This window comes from Pseudomonas sp. FFUP_PS_473, assembly GCF_002858665.1.
Lineage (GTDB): Bacteria > Pseudomonadota > Gammaproteobacteria > Pseudomonadales > Pseudomonadaceae > Aquipseudomonas > Aquipseudomonas defluvii.
The window spans coordinates 80,657-98,690 of sequence record NZ_PJQQ01000019.1 but is presented as its reverse complement, the minus strand read 5'-3'; the positions used below and the strand labels follow the sequence as shown (position 1 = coordinate 98,690).

Below are 18,034 nucleotides of genomic sequence, written 5' to 3'. Positions count from 1 at the left end.
GGACTGGCCCAAGGTCGTGACCGCTCACACGTAACGTGCGGCCTTTCTCGAGATCCGGCGTCGACTCCAGTACTTGCGAAACTCTTCAAGCCCGATCAGCGCCAGCACGAACGGTATTAACAACAGCCACACCTGCCAGGAAACCGGGCTGGTTCCCAGCAACTGGTTGCCCCAAGGGGTATAGGCGAACACCAGGATCAGCAAGACCTCGAGCATGACACCCCAGGTTATCAAGCGGTTCCCCCGCAGCCCTGTTTGCAGGCAAGACCGGCTTGCGCTACGGCACATGAAGACATTGACGATCTGCAACACGACGATTGCGACCATGCTGGCCGTGGTTCCCTGCAAGTAGAGCGCATCGCTGGAAGGCAGTGCCTGCCCCCACGTCCACCCTCCCCGCGTCAGCACAAAAAAGAACGCTGCCAATGTGCCAAGCGCTTCAACAAGCCCGAGAACCAGATAGCCTCGTAACGCCAAGGCCAGATTGAACAGACGTTGCTTGGGAGGGCGTGGTGGCCTGCGCATGATATCCGCGTCCGCCCGCTCTACCCCAAGCCCCAGCGCGGTCAATGAGTCGGTCCCCATGTCGATGGCCAGCATCTGCAGCGGCGTGATTGCCAGCGGAACCCTGGCAAGTGCGAAACACAGATAGGGGATCAGCTCAGCCATGTTGTGGGCCAGGATATAGGTCAGGAACTTGCGGATGTTGTCGAAGACTGCCCGGCCTTCAGCGATGGCGGAAACGATGCTCGCAAAGTTGTCGTCCAGCAGCACCATGTCGGCCGCTTCCCTGGCGACATCGGTTCCCGATACGCCCATGGCGATACCGACATGCGCATGCTTGAGCGCCGGCGCATCGTTAACCCCATCCCCCGTGACGGCAACGATCTCGCCCTTGCCTTCAAGCGCCGTGACAATACGCAGCTTCTGATCCGCCGAAATACGTGCACAGATGATTTGCGGTGCATCGAGCGCCAGCAGTAGCTGGGTATGCGACAGGTTCGTGATCTGCTCGCCACTGAGCACCAGCGGCGACGCAATGGTCACAAGGCCAATCTGCCGGGCAATGGCAACCGCGGTGTTAGGATGATCACCCGTGACCATGATGGTTTTGATGCCGGCCTGCCGACAGGCCATGATTGCCGCAGGCACCTCTGGCCTCGGTGGGTCCTGCAGGCCTGCGAGCCCTGCCAGTATCAAGCCTCGCTCACACGGTTCCTGCCCAGGTGGCAACCATCGCCAGGCCAGCGCCAGGACACGCAACCCTCGATCGGCCATGCGTTCTTGCGCGTTGAGAATGTTCGCCCTCAGCTCGCGTGAAAGCGGTTCTGGGCGCTGCAAATTCCAGGTCGACTCGCACAGCGGCAGCAATTTTTCCAATGCCCCTTTGCACAGCAACACCCGCCCTTCGGGGAGGTCATAAATCACCGACATACACATGCGAACGGCGTCGAAAGGCAGCTCGTCGATACGCTGTGCCCCATTCCACGGGGCGATCTGTGGCGCGGCCATGTGCATCAGCGCTTGCTCCATCGGGTCGCCACAGTACGTCGCGGTTTCACCCTGCCCGACAAGGCGCACGTTATGGCAAAGCCCGGCAACCCAGAAAAACGGCAGGTTCGCCTCGCACAATGTCGGTGGCAGGCCTTGCTCGACGTCCGGGTACTCACTGCCGTCCAGCCATAGGGTTTGTACGGTCATGCGGTTTTGCGTCAGTGTCCCGGTCTTGTCGGTACAGATCACCGTCACAGACCCCAACGCTTCCACACACGGCAAGTGTCGAATCAGTACCTGCTGGCGAGCCATGCGCTGAGTAGCCAGCACCAGCGCCAACGTCAGTGTCGGCAAGAGCCCTTCAGGTACCATCGCCACAATCAGGCCGATGGCGAAGATCAAGTCTTCCCAGAACGGAACGCCAAACAGGTTGCCCAGAAAGAAAAACAGCACGCTGATGCCCAATGAAAGTGCCAGGATGCTTCGGCTCAGGCGGATGATCTGAAGACGCAACGGCGACATCTGATCACCGCTGACTTGAGTCAGGTGTGCAATTCGCCCGAACTCGGTGTGGAGCCCCGTGGCAAATACGACGGCAGTGCCTTTACCGGACGTGATGGATGTACCGGCCAGCACGATGTTGCGGGCATGCAGCCGGTCTTCACTGTCGCAGGCAGATGCATCGCGCAGTTCGGCAGTGGCTTCGCCGGTGATCGTGGCGTTGTTGACCCGCATGCCAGAGGCTTCGATCAGCCGACCATCCGCAGGGACACTGTCGCCTTCCGCTAACAGCATCAGGTCCCCGGGCACCAGATCATCAATCATGATCGCTTGAACGGTTCCATCACGTTGTACCTGCACCTGCTGTGGCAACAACTTGACCAAGGCGCTTAAAGCCTTTTCGATGCGGTACTCCTGCCAGTATGAGAACACCCCGCTAATCAGGATGACGGCAACGATAGCCACGCCAAGGCGCCCCATGCCCTCACCGGGTACCTGCCATTCAACGGCAAAGGCCAGCAGTGCAGCAATCCAGAGCACAACGGAGAACAGTTGCGTGAACTCTGCGAGCAATGCCCACAAGCGGTTTCGGCGCTTGGCCGGTGCCACGTGGTTTGGCCCGAACTGCTGCAAGCGCCGCTGTGCCTCGCCAGAAGACAACCCCTGGGCCGTGGTGTGGAGGCTGGCCAGGGCATCGGTAACCGACTGCTGATGTATGTTCATGTGCGTGCCATTGGTGCCGAAAAGGAATGGACCGCTTCAATCACCCCATCAACAGCAAGTTAAGCTCAGGCAGAACTTGAGCTCAGGAATCCCTTGAGCGCCTTCAGCGAGCGGGTATTGAGCACGTCATGTTTTTCCAGCCAGGCACGGCGTGCCTGTGCGACCCCATACTGCAAATAGGCAAAGTCGGCGCTGCGGTGGGCATCCGAGTTGATGCTGATGAGCACACCTTCATCCTTGGCGTACCGGCACTGCAGGTCTAGCAGGTCCATGCGTTGGGGCTGTGCATTGAGCTCAAGGCAGCAGCCACGCTGGCGGGCAGCCTTGATGATTGCGGGCAAATCCAGGTTCAGCGGGTCGCGCTGGTTGATGAGTCGGCATGAGGGGTGCGCCAGCATCGTGAAATAGCGATGATCCATGGCCCGTAACAAGCGTTGGGTCTGCTGGCGCAGTGTCAGGAGAAAATGACTGTGTACTGCGCCAACCACCACGTCCAGCCGGCCCAAGATGTCATCCGGCAGGTCCAGGCTGCCGTCTTCGAGAATGTCCACCTCGATGCCCTTGAGCAGGGTAATGCCCTTCAGACGGGCATTTAGCGCATCAATCTGATCGATCTGCTTGAGCAACCTGTCGACATCCAGGCCATGGGCGACCCTGAGGGATCTCGAATGCTCGGTGATCGCCAGGTACTCCAACCCGGCCTGTTGTGCGGCCAACGCCATCACTTCCAGGCTGTGACTTCCGTCCGAAGCATCGGTGTGGGCATGCAAATCGCCTTTAAGGTCGCCCAACTCAATCAGCTTGGGCAAGGTGCCCGCTTGTGCCGCCGCAATCTCGCCGCGATCCTCACGCAGTTCAGGTGTCATCCATTCCAGCCCCAGCGCCTGATAGACAGCGCGCTCAGTGGCGCTGGCCACGCATTTTCTTGCGCTGAATACGCCGTACTCACTGAGTTTGAGACCTTGCTTTTGGGCCAGCTGGCGAATCGCAATGTTATGCGCCTTGCTGCCAGTGAAATACACCAGGGCTGCGCCATAGGCAGTTGGTTCGACCACACGCAGATCCACTTGCATACCGGTGCCCAGCACCACGCTGGCACGCGTGCGCCCGCGCACCAGCACAGTGGAAACGTCCTGATGCTTGAGCAAATGTGCGGTGACGTCCACCGACCGCGCAGCGGCAACCAGAATATCGATGTCCCCGACCGTATCGCGCATGCGTCGAACGCTGCCGGCAACCGTGGCAGCCTCAACACCGGGAAGCTGTTTCAGGTAATCGGCAAGCCGACTGGCCACGGGAGCCACAAAAGCCAGCGGCAGCCTGTGGTCCCTGCCGATCCCCTTCTGTGCCGCCTGCAGCAGCCGGGCCTCCATCTTTTCACCGAAGCCGGGCACATGACGAATGAGCCCCTCTTTGGCGGCATGGCACAGTTGCTGAACGGTTTCGATACCCAGGTCGTGGTAGAGGTGTTTGATTCGCCTGGGCCCCAAGCCGGCGATGGAAAGCAGTTCGACCAAGCCCGCAGGCAATGCGGTACAGAGCCGTTGGCGTAGCGCACAGTCGCCGCTGGTGACGATTTCATTGATCTTGCCCGCAAGATCAACGCCGATACCACTGAGTTTAGGAAGCGGCTCCCCCCGTGCGATCAGCTCTGCCACCTCGAAGGTCAAGGCCCTCAAGGTCCTTGCTGCATTGCGGTAGGCCCGAATACGGAAGGGATTGGCGTCCTCGATTTCCAACAGATTGGCGATATCTTCAAAGACCGCGGCGATCTGATCATTTCCGACCAACTGCCCCGCCGTGGCCGAAGAAGGCAAAGCGGGTGCCGACTCTTGAAGAGGTGCCACGGTCAGCTTCATAGCGCAATCGACTCGATGGACGTCATCAGATCAGCATTGCCGATCCTGCCACCCTGTCATTGATATACATCAGACATCGCCTGAATGTCGGTTCAATTTCACCCCCTGAAAATGTCGAACGGCTCGATTCTGAGCACCTTGCGTATCCCGACATAACTGGAGGCTGCGGCAATCAGCAGCACCAGGCCGAAGGCCAACCCCAGATTCCAGAATGTGATGATCGCGGCATAATTGGGCAGATAGGTGCGTACCGTGACGATCATCAACGTGACAAGGCCGACACCTAGACCGTACCCCGTGAGGGCTGTGAAGGTCGCCATGAAGAGGATCATGTAGATCAGCTCGCGGCCTTTGGCGCCAATAGCCTTGAGGGCTGCAAACTTGTCCAGGTTTTCCAGGATGAAGGTGTAAAACGTTTGCCCCGAGATGGATAGCCCGACCAGGAAACTGATGATGGTCATCGTCAGTATGTTGGTGCCAACCCCGGTCTGATAAATGTAGTACTCGGTGATGCGCTGATTGAACTCTTCCCTGGTCAAGGCGAGATAACCCAACTGGGCAACCTGCCGTTTGATGGCGGCTTGTGCGGCCTCGTTCCTGGGCTCCAGCAGAATGTAAGACACCGTAAAGCGGGTGGTCGGGATGTATTCGATGGCGCGTCGGTAGGTGGTGTAGAGCGTCGGTACACCGGTCAATCCGCTGGTCAGCACCTTGGCGATACCGACGATGGTACCGCGGTGGTCATTGAGCTCGAAGGCGGTGCCGATCCCGGGGCTCTCCAGTTTCGAATATTCAGTATCGCGAACGACGATAAATGCGTTGTCTGCGTAGATGTCTTCGATAGCCCCCTGTTCAAGCTCTGGGCGACCGAACAGGCTGGTGTCGTCCAGGCCTACCACACTGACCGCTTGATAGGTGCCACTGGCTAACCTGACTTGCGCCCCGCCAATGAATACAGGCACTGCATAGCGCACCTGCTCCATGCTGCGTACAGCATCGAGCAGGTAATCCGGCAGCGGAATGACACTGGTCGGCGTATTCACGGCCGGGTCCATGATCCACATCGCTGCACCGATATTGGTCACCGTCGAGTAGGCGCGGTTCAGAATGCCGGCGAACATTGCAGTCATCTGCATCATCAGGAACACCGAGAACGTAATCCCGACCAGCAACGCCGAAAACTTGGCCTTGTCGTTCACCAGCAGTTTGAAGCCGATTTTCAGGATGCCTGAGTACTTCATGGCATTTGCCTGCTATCGGCGCTTGGGGGTGCATTCCACCAGCCGCCCCCAAGCGCAGCGAACAGCCCGACGGTGTCCTGGTGCCGCTGAGCCAGTGCTTGCAGATAGGCAATATTGATCTGCTGAAGCTGGACGTCGGCCACCAGCAGGTCCAGATAAGTCACCAGGCCGGATCGGTAGTTGGCTTGCAGCAAGCGCAACGCCTCCTCAGCACTGGCCTGCGCCTGCGCCTGCTTCAGAAGGACCTTCGCATCGAACTCCAACGCCTTGAGGGCATCGGCCACCTGGGCGAAAGACTCAAGCACGGTCTGTCGGTAATTCGCCGCCGCTTGCTGATAAGCATCAATCGCGGCTTGACGACCAAACCACAGGCTCCCCCCCTGAAACAACGGGATGTCGATCGAGGGGCCGATGCTCCAGAACCTCCCGGCACCCGCAAACAGTGAGCCCAGGCTTGAGCCTGCCGTCCCATAGGTCCCGGTCAGGCTGAAACTGGGAAACATCGCCGCCGTTGCTACGCCGATGTTGGCACTGGCGCGGTGTAGCTGCGCTTCAGCGGACAAGATATCCGGTCGCTGCCTCACCAGTTGCGAAGGCAGGCTGACCGGCAAATCGGTGGGCAGTGAAAGCGCTGTCAGTTCGATCTCGGGGACGCGCACCTCCGTCGGCGCGACGCCTTCGAGGGTGGCCAACAGGTGTTCGGACTGGCTGATTTTCTGCTCAAGTGCCGGCAGCAAAGCCTCGTTCGTGGCAATCAGGCTGCGTAGGCTGAGGCTGTCCGAATAAGGCGCCGTACCGCTACGTACCTGCACCTCAATGGTCTGTAACTGTTGCTTTTGCAGCCCGATCAACTGCTCCGTTGTGCGCAGTTGTGCGGCATAGCCCGCCCGTGCAATGGCTGTATTGACGACATTGGCGGTCAGGGCGAGGTAGGCCGCGCGGGTCAACCAGGTTTGGTGGTCGACTTCTGCCTGCAGCCCCTCCACGGTGCGGCGCGCGCCCCCAAAGATATCGAGCGTATAGCTGATCGTTCCACTCAGGGTGACAACATTGAACGTCGACCCTGCACTGTTCAGCCCTGGCTGTACCGGAGAACTACGCTCACGGGTCGCACCAGCACGCGCATCAAGCTGCGGATAGAAAACGCCATGACCGGCCATGAGTGTATTCTGGCTTTGCCGCAGGCTGGCCTCGGCAGCCTGCAGGGTCTGGTTGTTGGCGATTGCCAGGCGGACCACCGAGTTCAGAGCGTCAGACTTGAACAGTCGCCACCAATCGAACGCAACGTCAGCACCCAGCGAAAAATGTTGCCCCTGGCCCTGCGCAGGGAGGGTGGCCGCTACCGGATTACGCACATAGGCGGTCTGCGGCGGCGCTGCCGGGCGTGAAAAATCAGGGCCTACCGTGCAGGCACTCATCAACATCAGCACGAGCATGGACAGCGCCCGTGCCTGTGGCCACAAAGGTCGATAGACGCTGAACAGGTCCATCATTTGCGTCCTATGAAGACATCCACCAACTGCCCCGGATACACCATCGGGAGGTCTTTTTTCTCGAACCGGAAAAGCACCGGCAACACCCTGAGGTCGACTTTCTCCTGCCGCTGATTGGACAACTGGATTTTCGGCGACACGTACGGCTGTACACGGACAAATTCCAGCGGCACCTTGATGTCCGAGCCATGAATCAGCATCTGTGCCTGGATATGTTCAGGCGCGGGCAAGCGGGTAATCAGGATCTCGTCCACATAGCAGCGTACCGCCAGGTGCGTCTGTTCAGCCCCCATCACCAGCAGCGGACTGAATTGCTGGGTGTATGGATCATAAGCGCCCTGAGGCGATACATAACTGCCCACCGTGGTATTGATAGCCAGGACCACGCCATCCACCGGCGCCATGATCGCGTATTGCGCCAGCGAGGCCTGCGTGGCCTTGAGCGCAGCCTGTGCTTGAGCAGCGTTATTTTTTGCAGTGTCCAGCGTGTCCTTGCTGATGGACTTGGGATCAATCTGGTATGAAGCCACGCGCTTGAGGTACTGATCCTGGGCGGTTCGCAGGTTGGCCTGGGCCAATTCAACGTTTGCCCTGGGCACTGCATCATCGATGCTCACCAAAGGCATGCCGCGGGTGACCACCTGCCCCTCGTGCACCAAGACGTGAGTGACCGGCCCGGAAACCTGCGGATAAATCACGATGTTGGAGCCACCGGACTGCTCGCTTTCGATGATGCCATTGGCATAAATGGCGGTTTCATAGGGGCTACTCGCCGGGGCGAAGGCTGGCGGCAAGGCATGGGGCGTACGCCCGAACAGATACGCAGCAACCAGGCCGGCCAGTACGCCGATGATCGCCAGCACAAACAGCACCCGGTTCTTCATGATGAAGTCCAGTCAGGTTCGCTGATACGGCCGTCCTCCATGTGGATGATTCGGTCGGCGTACTCGTTGATCCGCACATCGTGAGTGACGATCAGGATGCAACGCTGCTTGTTGAGGATCTTAGACTTTACAAAGGCAATGATCATCTTGCCCGTGTCGCCATCAAGAGAGGCAGTGGGCTCATCGAGAATCAGTATCTGCGGGCTGCCGATGATCGCACGGGCAATCGCCACGCGCTGTTGTTCGCCGCCGGACAGCTTGAGCGGCAGCACATCGCCACGGTCCTTCAGGCCTACCACTTCAAGGCTCTGCTTCGCCTGCGCGATGGCCGCGTCCCAGTCACAATGCTTGAGGATCAAGGGAATCGCGACGTTCTCGGCAGCGGTCAAGCGCGCAAAAAGATGGTAGTCCTGAAACACGAACCCAATGCTATTGAGGCGTAACGCTGCCAATTGATCATTGTTCAAGGCCCAGATATCACATCCATTGATATGCACGGTTCCGGCGTCAGGCCTCAGGATGCCCGAGATCATGCTCAGGAGCGTGGTCTTGCCGCTCCCGGATGGGCCGACGATGAATACCATTTCGCCAAACTGAGCAACCAGCGAGACCTGGTCGACCGCTTTCATCCGTGCGTCGCCCTCCCCGAACCATTTGGTCAGGCCGCGCGAGACGATCGCTGGATGCGGGGCCGCAGCCGTTTGATCTGAACTCATGGGCACTCACTTGGCTTTATCGCCAGAACACTGCACGGCGCCTGGTGCAGCAGGTACTCGGCAGTGCTGCCCAAGCGTTTGTTCAAACCGCTGTGCTGCACCGTTCCCATGACGATCACGTCAGTCTGATGATCAACTGCAAACGCACAGATACTCGGCAAGGGTGTGCCCTCGATAAAGTGGCAGCGATCCGCTGGAACGCCATTGCGTTCGATCAGGGCCGAAAACGCTTCGTGCTGGGCCTCTGACAACGCTTCGCAGATACCGGTGGCCAGCGGCAATGCACCGACCCCCATATCCATGGCATACACCGCGGCCCAGTCATACACATGGACCAGGTCGAGCTGTGCGTTGCATTGTTCGGCCAGCTTCACGGCTGCGGCGATGATCTGGTCGTTGAAAACCAGGTCCTGCGCTTCACTGCGTAATACATCGACGATCGCCAGCACGTTGCGCGGCCTTGGGTGGAGGGCATTGGTGACCAGATGCACGGGCGCCGGACAATCGCGCAACAACCGCCAATCCAGTGGCGTAAAGAAGATCCGTTTCAACACCGACTCCTCCTGGGCATCCTTGATGATCAGCGCCAAGGGCATCTCATTGACGAAGTGCAGGATTTCCTCATAGGGGTCTTGAACCCAGACCACCTCACTGGTCACCTCGATCCGGTGCTTTCTCGCCTGCGCGGCTTGCTCCTCAAGCCATTGCCGATGGCTCTCCAGGTAGCCGTCACGGGCTTGCCGGATTTGCTCGGGGGCAAAAAAACCGGCCACCGCCAAGGCTTCGAGGTAATCGAATGCCACGATATGCAAAGGTAGTTGCATCGCCTGAGCCAAGGCAGTTGCGCGTTCAAACGCAGGCGTACGGGTCATTGATGACGAGGCAATCAGGAGCAAACGCTGGGTCTGGGACATGAGGCACCTCGGCGCGGGGCCATTTCAATGCGAGAACGACCACTCAAGGTTGAGCGCTTCGGGCGCGGACGACTTGATTTTTATCAGTTCGAGGCAAGTCGTTTACGTTGAAGTCCGTTTCGAAGGGGGAATGCAGTGGGCAGGTCACGGGGGCGCCGCGCCAAAGGCCTGGAAATCGCTTTTTTAACGACTGAATTTGCCCGTCGAATAATCTCGAACTACAGTTTCAACGCGCCATCGCTCGTGTTTCAGGAGTCTTGTCTTTCACACATCCCGCAATAGCCAGTCAGTGCAGAATGGAGTTCTCATATGGCAATCAGCGCTATCGTCAATGCTGTCTTCAACATCGACAGCAAAACCTACACCGCGTCCCTCAACATCCCGAGTTCCGCCCCCACCAAGGACGCACCTTTCCAGTTCAGCGTGATCTCGCAGGCTCCGACGCCCGATGGAGGTAAAGCACCGGCTCCGCAGACACTGCTCGAGGTCGCCGTAGGCAGTACCAACCAGGTGTTCGTTGCCGTTTCACCGCCCATGGATGTGATTTCCGGTGCCATCGGCAGTGATGTGGTTCAAGACCTGAATGTTGTCGTGTCGGAAGGCACCTACAACCGCGAGAAGCATACCTTCAGCTAAGCAGCGCTCGAGTGTGCGACGGGGTGTTCCTGACCACCTCGCCGCATCGAAGCCTATCGTCTGCGGGAGGGCCCTTCGCCCATGGATATCCGCATCTCGGCCCAGTTCGGCTGGTCAGAAATTTTTGGTGGAAAATTCAATAGCCAGAGCACCTGCGAACTGGACTTATCGCGGCAATACAGTCTGATCTACGCCGATCTGGCAACTCCTGGCGGCACCGGGCTCGACGTTTTCTCGTTGTTGAATGATGCGTTCGACACGCAACTGCCCACAGGAAAGATCCTGGTGCAGGATGCCGGCTTTTTCACCTTCAGCCATTTTGGCGATGGCGCGCCACCGAGCGGTACGACGCTGCTCAATGTATTCCCTCAGACGCCGATTCCCATGAGCGTGGCTGAAACGACTCTGTCCATGGACAGCACCTGTGGCTTCTGGCTCACGGTGCGACTCAAGGACATCGAGTTGTTCGACAGCTTGATCCAGATCGGTTATGACACCTCAGCAGGCGCCGGAGACACGCTCTCGCTGTCCGCACTATTGGCCAGCGGCACATCTGCAGGCTCTGCCGTAAAGCAGGCCGTCTATGAGGTGGCCCTGCCGAACTTCAAGTTGTTCGGCATGTTCGGTTTCGAGAACATCAAGCTGGGCTACCAGTTCACCACGGCCAGGCGACTGAGCATCAGCGGAAACCTGACCGTGACGGTGTTCAGCAACGACTATGCCTTCTCCGGTGCGCTGATTTCCGATGACGCAAAGAAAACCGTAACGGCCTGCCTGCAGGCGGCGCAACTTGATGCCACGATACCCTCGCTGTTCGGGGGGGCCATGACCGGCATCTCGTTCTCAAACCTTGTGTTCGGCGCCTATGTCCAGTATGGCGATGCCTCGGCACAGAAGCATTTTCAGGTGCAAGGTTCGGTGAAGGTGGGATCGGCTCAACTCACCGGGCAGATCTACCTGCAAAACGGCACGCCTCAGGTGGCAAGCGTCAAGGTCGACCAGACCCTATCAATCGGCGATCTGTTCAGGCAGTGCCTGGGTATCAAGCAGCCGCCCACCTCGCTGATAGACATCACCTTCAAGGCCGGCAGCCAACTCTATTACTGCGCAACCGCAGGCTCCGCGCCGCTGAGCCTGAATACGTTCGCCTGCCCGGCGTCGGGAGGGACAGGCGTGGTGCCCGTCGCACCACCGGCCAGCAGCATTCCGTACCTGCCCGGTTTCAATATTCAGGCTGTTTTTGACCTGACGCTCGTCAGCACCCTCGAAGTGATCGGAAACATTCAGATTGCCAAGGATGGCATCACCGCGTCCATTGCCCTGACCAAACCCATCGACATCTATATTCTGACCATCGCTGCACCGAAGGCGACCAGCGCCACAGGCGGGCCGACGCTGTACATTTCCACGGTCGGCGATAAAGCGTCCATGGGGTTCGCCGGCAGTCTGTGGTTCATGCAAGCGTCATTTGGCGTCGATATCACCGTGGCGGCAAGCAAGAACCAAAGCGGCAACCTGCAGATCGATGGAACGCTCACCGCCCTCTCCGATTACGCCCCCTTCCTGCCCAAGAACACGTCATTGGGGGTGCGCTACAGCAAGGATGGCGGGTTCCAGATTACCCACTGGCCAAACTTTGAATACCTGACCAAGGCCATCGACTTCATCAAGACCCTGCAGAAGCTGTCAAGTGAAGGCAAGCCTGGCTGCGGCCAACTGGCAGATTTCGCTTTCAATACGCTGCTCAAGTCCAGCTTCACCATCAGCGTGTCGTTCAGTACGCAGAGTAACGGCGTAAGCTTGCAACTTGACGGCAATTACACCCTTTCGATCGCCGACACCGCCCTCACTGCTGTGGCGATCCCCTTTCCCGGCATCGTTTCGATCCCCCTGCCCAACACTGCCAAGCTCTCTGAACTAGGCGCTTACATCGATAAAGCGCTTGAACAAGCGGCAGAGTCGTTCGTGCAGGGGCTACTCAAAAACAGCGAAGCCATTGCCACGCTGATCGCCCTGACAGCCGGCAAGGCGGCCGCCTCCTACGCTGCCACACTGGCGTGCCAACATCTGATCGAAGGTGCGGCCGCCGACGCAGTAGCGAGCACCGCAGCGGCGGCACTGGCGGCTGCCGAAGCCGCTGCCGCCGGTGCGGCGGGTGCTGCCGCCGCCGTAGCCGGTACGGTAACGGCTGTCGTGGCGATCCTGAACGGTACTGGTACTGGCACTGGCACTGGCACTGGCACTGGCACTGGCACTCAGAGTGCTCCTACCCATCCCGCCGTCAATATCAACAACACGGTGGTGACACTGACGTGGGGCGGAGGCCAGGGTAACAGTGGCTATCATGCACAACTGCTCGACAGTGCCGCAAAAGTTCTGCTCGACCAGCCTGGGCTGGCCATCGAAGCACGCCAGACCACTTTCGAGTTCGCCTCCAGTTGGCCTACCGGCACCTACAAGGCCCAGGTGCAGGGCACCAATGCGTCATCCGCCAGCGCCTGGGTTGAGGCGCCGTTTCAGCGCCTGCCGACACCCGCGGACCTGGCCGCTCATCCCGACGACAGCCTCACGCCCCCGAACACCGGCGTAACCTTGACCTGGACGGCTGTGCAGAATGCCCTGTCATACGTGCTTTCCAGTACCCATGCAGGCAGCACCTGGACGCCGGATCAAACGCTCCAGCCGACGACGCCGGGGCAGGCGCCGCCCACTCGCTGCAATGTGTTGTTCGATACGGTCGCGCCGGCTGGCGACTTCAGCTTCACCCTTGTCGCCCACGGCAACTCTGCCACGGTGCCCAGCCTGCCGACCGAGGCTCTGGTGCTGACTCGCCTCGGCACGCCGGAGAACCTTCAGGCAACAAGCACAGGCGTCACCGCGACCCTTCGTTGGCAGCCAGTCACCGGTGCCTCCGGCTATCAAGCGCTGATCACCGACGCAGACAGCGCCCTTCAGGTCAGCCTGCTGAACGCGAGCACCCAGGGCGACAACCTGATTGCGTTACTGACGCTCAAGGGTGCCCCTGGAAAGTCGCTCGTCTACCAATTGGCCGTGCAGGCGCTACCCGTTGCGGGTCAGTTGAATGTCATTGCCGGGGCACCTTCGAACGCGGTAAACGTTACGATCACAGCGTTTTCGAGCGCCGCCGACATGGCCAAGGCCCTTATCGCCGAAGCAGTCGAGGGGGGCCGATGCGGCCAATTGCTGCTAGACGCGTTCCCGAACCTGAGCCTGGACACCCTGGCCAGCGCCATGGCCCAAGCCGGTTATGCAGCCGCCGACACCAGCAAAGGACTGCTCCGCGCCTGGCCAGACACACCGCCGGCTGCGTTGGCGGCGGCGTTGACCCAGTCCTATCCGGACCCGGTTCAAATCGCGCGGGATATGCGCCGTCAGGGAGCCCCTGGCACGGATTGCGCTCAGGCCCTGATCAAGGCGTACCCTGTCCTGACCGCCAAGGAGATGGCAAGCGCCATGGCGCAAGCCGGGTATCTGGCCAATGACACGTCAAGCGGATTGAAGGCGGCCTTCCCTGCCCTGTCGCCACTGGAGATGTCCGTCGCGCTAGTGAGTGCTTATCACTGAGGCAAAGAGCATGCGGTCACGCAAAGTGTGCTGATCGCCCCAAGGTCGGGTGGCATTCGACCGCCCTGTACAAACGCACGACCTGCATTATCACTACAAAGGAGCGTCACCATGATGATGGACGTACAACACATAGTCAGCCTCTTGGCCCCCTTGAAGCAGCAAGGCATGAGCCCGCTTCAGGCGGTGAATGCCCTGCTGTCGCAAGCATCGGCGGGCGACGGTTCGGTTGCGTTGGTAGTGCCCCATGAGGCGATCATCGCCAGCAGTGAAGCCGTGGCACGCGCCCTGACCCAGGTATTCGCGCCACTGAACCCTGCAGAACTGGCCATGATCCTGCATGAAAGCTACCCCGCACTGTCGGCCCTCGACATTGGCAACGTCATCCTTGCCGCCGAGGTCTTTCCAGACACGCCGGCAGCAGTGATGTTAAGCGCCCTGACCGGCGCCGGGTTCGATGCGAACACCGCAGCCGATGCCGTGAATGTGCTTTACCCCATCACAGTCTCGGTGCAATCCAATCAGCCCTGGCAAGCCACCGGGTTGCATGTCACAGGTCGCCAGGACACACAAATCAGCGCACAGGGCTCATGGACCGCCAACCCCGCAACCGGCATGGTGGGCCCCGCTGGCAACCGCGCATTCATCGCCAAACCCGGGTATACCCTGCCCGGTGCACCGGAAGGTGCGTTGGTCGCCAGGATTGGCGACAATGCGCCTTTCCTGGTAGGCACCCTGGGCCAGGCACCGGTCGGGCAGTCCGGGCAGATGCACCTGTGTATCAATGATGACGTCAATGGGATCTATGGCGCTGGGCTGAAGGATAACCACGGGACACTAGAGGTACATATCGTTACCCAACCCAGCTAGTACACAGCCACCAGGCAGCCGTTGCAGATAATCGGGCGGCTGTCTGGCAAACACCCGAGTGGGCTGATCGGGAGCCTGTGCGGTCATTCTGTGCCTGAGCGTTCCCGCTCGCCATAGAGCAAGGTTATGTTGACTCTTTTGTCAGCATAACCCGGTCGGAATCTGATCGGCGCCGTCGCATGAAACAGGTCCGAGTTGAAGATGATTGCCCGGTTACAGCGATACGGTATGACCACAGGCTTCGCACCTGCGTCTCTCAAAAAGGCCGAGATCCTGTCCCCTTGTCGGTTGTAGACCTCGAAATCCCAATCCATTGGTGCTTCCACGTCATAGATCAGCAGCCCACCAGACGCCTGGTCCAGATTCGCCTCATCTGGCGTAATCCAGAAGTTCACGTTCACCGCTGCAAAATCCGCATGAGGGTGCGTTGCAGGTTGGTCATGCCGGTACTTGAACCCCCACATCTGCAACAGCGGATGCCGGCGACCAATCACATTCGGGAATGCCTGCTGGATCTCTTCGGCAATCTGCAACAACAACGGGCAATTGAAGCCGTCCCTGAAGAACGCGCCCAGGCGGTCATAGGCATACCTGTTGGCATGCCAGACGGTGGATTCCAGGCAGAACGTCTGCAACTCCGAGAGTGCTTTCGGCGTCAGGAAATCATCGATTACCACGATACCCAGCGTGCTTGCCAGATAGGCCTTCTCAGCGTCCAGGTTTACCCCAGTGCGCGACAACGCGTTTTCAGGCAGCCTCGCCGCCGGATAATGATGAACGATGCGCCCGTAAGTGCTCTTCATGTGCACAGCGTCACCCACGCGCTGCCCCAACGCAGCGTCGTTTTCGTCAAAACACTGAACCGCCTGGCCATAGCAGTCGATGATGCCATCGAAGACCTCGCCCAGCAGGCCGTGACTGCGCAAATACCGGTACTGTTCTAGGTCATGCTGCAGCTTGCCCTTCGATAACCTTGGCTCGGGTATCGTTACCAGGGGCGGATGGGCTGGCATCGGGTGATAAACACTGGCCCGGGTGACTGCGGCATACCGGGTCGCCCAGTAGCCCGCATCGACGAGATCGTTGGCCTTCAATGCCGTGCTGATCAGGTTGTCCAGTATTTCCGGGTCATGCGGGTAGCGCTCGACCAGCACCCGCCACATTGCCCTTGCTTCGTCGAACTTGCCAATGTGGACATACAAATGGGCGAGCAGGTAGGCAAGGTTCGCACGCGCCAGTTCAAACCCGGGGTCACGTTGCAAAGCCGTCTTGTAGCTGGCCAAAGCTTCTTCATTCCTGCCTTGCGCCTGCAGAACCCAGCCCAGGTTGTTATGAGCCATAGGCCAGTCTGGCTGCTGTTTCGCAACAGCCCTGAAACAGACCTCGGCATCCTCGTAGCGACGAGAGAGGCACAGCCGGTGCCCCTCTTCGATCTGTGCGAGCCCGTCACCGGCTGCAGGCTGCTCATGCGCAGCCCGACCAGTACCCACCGCTGTGCCATAGCGAGGTGTTTGTGGCGCCAATGCTAGACAAACCCTCGAAACTGCTCCAGATACAAGCTCAGTTGCCTGGCATCGTCTATCGCTTCGTTGACGGTGCTTTCTACTGCGTCATTCCACGCGTGTATTTGCTCCCTGGCGGTATGGGTGTCGTCAAGCGCGGCCCAACTGGACTCTTGAACCTTAGTAACATCGAGCGCCCTTCGCTGACCATTTTCAGAAGCATTGAGCACAAAGTCATAGTTGAACAGAAAACTGCTTTCTATCAGTTTCGCCAGCATGCCGGTGCATCCGATAAACCCGACATAAACCTCGCCGTCGGCTGTGGCGATCGGAACCCCGGAGGTGGTCACTATCCCGCCAGGCGTCCTCATTTTGCTGATCTGGCCACCGGGCTGACTGTGCTCCTTGAGGCGAGTCTCCAGCGTGCGGGATGTATAGCCGCAATAGACCGGGAAGCACGCGCCGTCCGCGGTCGACGTGACGAAATAGAGAATATAGAGGCCAGCGCTTGTTACTGCCGGGGTATAGGTTCTGGTCATCTTGTAGGATGAGCCGCCATAGGCACGGATAATACCGGTTATGACCCGACTGTCCTGTTCTGCGTTCATGTGCACGTCCTTGTAGCCAGGGGTAGGAAATCATTCGTACAAGAGCATAGCTGACGATTATCCAGCGGCCAGTTCCGCCTCTTTCTGCGCCCTGCGTCAGGGCTGTGGTCGCGGCGACTCCTCACGAGCAGGTGCTCGATGAAAAGACAAATAATTGATAACCATTACCATTAGTGTTACTTTCAGCAGCCCTACTTCACGCGCCCTGACTGCCGGGGCTATTGCGAAAACACGATGTTTGAACTGCAATCGGTCAGCTTCAGTGTTCCCGGACGAACCCTGCTGCACCCGCTGAACCTGAGAATCCCCCACGGCCGCATGGTCGGCCTGATCGGGCATAACGGCTCGGGGAAGTCGACATTGATCAAGCTGCTGGCCCGTCAGCAACTGCCAGCCGAAGGGCAGATCACGCTGGACGGCAAACCCCTGTCAGGCTGGCAGAACCGTGAATTCGCGCGACAGGTCGCTTACCTGCCGCAGCAACTGCCACCTGCCGACAACCTCACCGTGCGAGAACTCGTCAGCCTTGGCCGCTACCCGTGGCACGGCGCCCTGGGGCGTTTTGGCAAAGAGGATCGCGAGCAGGTACAACGCGCCCTGGAGCTCACCCACACGCTCGTCTTTGCCGAGCGCATGGTCGACCATTTGTCCGGCGGCGAACGTCAACGTGTCTGGCTGGCGATGCTGCTTGCGCAAAACAGCCGCTACCTGCTCCTGGATGAACCCACCTCGGCCCTGGATATCGCCCATCAGGTAGAAGTGCTCGCGCTGGTCAAGAACCTGAGCGTTCAGTTAGGGCTTGGCGTGCTGGTGGTGCTCCACGACGTCAACATGGCTGCACGCTATTGCGACCATCTGCTCGCCCTGCATCAGGGGCGCCTGATGGCCGAAGGCAGCCCTGCCGAACTCATGCGCAGCGACACCCTGGAAAACATCTACGGCATCGCCATGGGCGTGCTGCCCCACCCTCAAGGCGGCTCACCCATCAGCTTCGTCTACTGACCCGGA

Annotated in this window: 13 protein-coding genes; 4 read left to right on the top strand and 9 right to left on the bottom strand. The window is 59.3% G+C overall.

The features are described 5' to 3' along the window. Nucleotides 1–24: 24 nt before the first annotated feature. The 7 genes from CYD26_RS14830 to CYD26_RS14800 all read right to left on the bottom strand — a co-directional run bounded on the left by CYD26_RS14830 (nucleotide 25) and on the right by CYD26_RS14800 (nucleotide 9,825). The gene (locus CYD26_RS14830) at nucleotides 25–2,718 is read right to left on the bottom strand and encodes a cation-transporting P-type ATPase (protein ID WP_102052951.1); all 2,694 of its coding nucleotides are present in this window, start codon (nucleotides 2,716–2,718) and stop codon (nucleotides 25–27) included. Nucleotides 2,719–2,783: 65 nt separating this feature from the next. Further along, nucleotides 2,784–4,565, bottom strand: coding sequence for a DNA polymerase/3'-5' exonuclease PolX (gene polX / locus CYD26_RS14825; protein WP_256588030.1), 1,782 nt, complete (start codon nucleotides 4,563–4,565; stop codon nucleotides 2,784–2,786). A gap of 110 nt (nucleotides 4,566–4,675) precedes the next feature. Beyond that, nucleotides 4,676–5,818: an ABC transporter permease gene (locus CYD26_RS14820; protein ID WP_102052949.1), complete on the bottom strand. Its 1,143-nt coding sequence runs from the start codon at nucleotides 5,816–5,818 to the stop codon at nucleotides 4,676–4,678. Beyond that, nucleotides 5,815–7,308 carry an efflux transporter outer membrane subunit gene (locus tag CYD26_RS14815; protein ID WP_102052948.1) on the bottom strand — a complete coding sequence of 498 codons (1,494 nt, stop codon included), beginning with the start codon at nucleotides 7,306–7,308 and terminating at the stop codon, nucleotides 5,815–5,817. The genes CYD26_RS14820 and CYD26_RS14815 overlap by 4 nt, the downstream gene beginning before the upstream one ends. After that, nucleotides 7,308–8,195: an efflux RND transporter periplasmic adaptor subunit gene (locus tag CYD26_RS14810; RefSeq protein ID WP_102052947.1), complete on the bottom strand. Its 888-nt coding sequence runs from the start codon at nucleotides 8,193–8,195 to the stop codon at nucleotides 7,308–7,310. Before CYD26_RS14810 ends, CYD26_RS14815 begins: the two co-directional genes overlap by 1 nt. Beyond that, nucleotides 8,192–8,911: an ABC transporter ATP-binding protein gene (locus tag CYD26_RS14805; RefSeq protein ID WP_099774837.1), complete on the bottom strand. Its 720-nt coding sequence runs from the start codon at nucleotides 8,909–8,911 to the stop codon at nucleotides 8,192–8,194. Before CYD26_RS14805 ends, CYD26_RS14810 begins: the two co-directional genes overlap by 4 nt. Next, the gene (locus tag CYD26_RS14800; RefSeq protein ID WP_102052946.1) at nucleotides 8,908–9,825 is read right to left on the bottom strand and encodes a universal stress protein; all 918 of its coding nucleotides are present in this window, start codon (nucleotides 9,823–9,825) and stop codon (nucleotides 8,908–8,910) included. The genes CYD26_RS14805 and CYD26_RS14800 overlap by 4 nt, the downstream gene beginning before the upstream one ends. 309 nt (nucleotides 9,826–10,134) lie before the next feature. On the opposite strand from CYD26_RS14800, the gene CYD26_RS14790 reads away from it, so the two are divergent. The 3 genes from CYD26_RS14790 (at nucleotide 10,135) to CYD26_RS14780 (ending at nucleotide 14,916) form a co-directional block, all read left to right on the top strand. Continuing rightward, entirely contained in the window at nucleotides 10,135–10,461 is a 327-nt protein-coding gene (locus tag CYD26_RS14790) for a hypothetical protein (RefSeq protein WP_065761036.1), read from the top strand. 81 nt (nucleotides 10,462–10,542) lie between these two features. Beyond that, nucleotides 10,543–14,046 (top strand): hypothetical protein, encoded by a 3,504-nt coding sequence (locus tag CYD26_RS14785; protein ID WP_102052944.1) that lies wholly within the window; start codon nucleotides 10,543–10,545, stop codon nucleotides 14,044–14,046. 111 nt (nucleotides 14,047–14,157) lie between these two features. Then, entirely contained in the window at nucleotides 14,158–14,916 is a 759-nt protein-coding gene (locus tag CYD26_RS14780; RefSeq protein ID WP_102052943.1) for a hypothetical protein, read from the top strand. Nucleotides 14,917–14,999: 83 nt separating this feature from the next. Here CYD26_RS14780 and CYD26_RS14775 read toward each other — a convergent pair whose 3' ends face one another. Together CYD26_RS14775 and CYD26_RS14770 are read right to left on the bottom strand one after the other, a co-directional pair. Next, complete coding sequence (locus CYD26_RS14775) at nucleotides 15,000–16,406, bottom strand: tetratricopeptide repeat protein (RefSeq protein ID WP_256588029.1); 1,407 nt, start codon at nucleotides 16,404–16,406, stop codon at nucleotides 15,000–15,002. 35 nt (nucleotides 16,407–16,441) lie between these two features. Further along, nucleotides 16,442–17,026, bottom strand: coding sequence for a hypothetical protein (locus tag CYD26_RS14770; protein ID WP_102052941.1), 585 nt, complete (start codon nucleotides 17,024–17,026; stop codon nucleotides 16,442–16,444). A gap of 234 nt (nucleotides 17,027–17,260) precedes the next feature. Here CYD26_RS14770 and CYD26_RS14765 point away from each other — a divergent pair, with 234 nt between their 5' ends. Next, nucleotides 17,261–18,028: an ATP-binding cassette domain-containing protein gene (locus tag CYD26_RS14765; protein ID WP_065761041.1), complete on the top strand. Its 768-nt coding sequence runs from the start codon at nucleotides 17,261–17,263 to the stop codon at nucleotides 18,026–18,028. Nucleotides 18,029–18,034: the final 6 nt, after the last annotated feature.

Excerpts from the sequence above, each read along its gene's own strand:
- CYD26_RS14830 (WP_102052951.1), bottom strand. The coding sequence starts at position 2,718 with ATGAACATACATCAGCAGTCGGTTACCGATGCCCTGGCCAGCCTCCAC.
- CYD26_RS14820 (WP_102052949.1), bottom strand. The coding sequence starts at position 5,818 with ATGAAGTACTCAGGCATCCTGAAAATCGGCTTCAAACTGCTGGTGAAC.
- CYD26_RS14815 (WP_102052948.1), bottom strand. The coding sequence starts at position 7,308 with ATGGACCTGTTCAGCGTCTATCGACCTTTGTGGCCACAGGCACGGGCG.
- CYD26_RS14810 (WP_102052947.1), bottom strand. The coding sequence starts at position 8,195 with ATGAAGAACCGGGTGCTGTTTGTGCTGGCGATCATCGGCGTACTGGCC.
- CYD26_RS14805 (WP_099774837.1), bottom strand. The coding sequence starts at position 8,911 with ATGAGTTCAGATCAAACGGCTGCGGCCCCGCATCCAGCGATCGTCTCG.
- CYD26_RS14800 (WP_102052946.1), bottom strand. The coding sequence starts at position 9,825 with ATGTCCCAGACCCAGCGTTTGCTCCTGATTGCCTCGTCATCAATGACC.
- CYD26_RS14790 (WP_065761036.1), top strand. The coding sequence starts at position 10,135 with ATGGCAATCAGCGCTATCGTCAATGCTGTCTTCAACATCGACAGCAAA.
- CYD26_RS14785 (WP_102052944.1), top strand. The coding sequence starts at position 10,543 with ATGGATATCCGCATCTCGGCCCAGTTCGGCTGGTCAGAAATTTTTGGT.
- CYD26_RS14780 (WP_102052943.1), top strand. The coding sequence starts at position 14,158 with ATGATGATGGACGTACAACACATAGTCAGCCTCTTGGCCCCCTTGAAG.
- CYD26_RS14770 (WP_102052941.1), bottom strand. The coding sequence starts at position 17,026 with ATGAACGCAGAACAGGACAGTCGGGTCATAACCGGTATTATCCGTGCC.
- CYD26_RS14765 (WP_065761041.1), top strand. The coding sequence starts at position 17,261 with ATGTTTGAACTGCAATCGGTCAGCTTCAGTGTTCCCGGACGAACCCTG.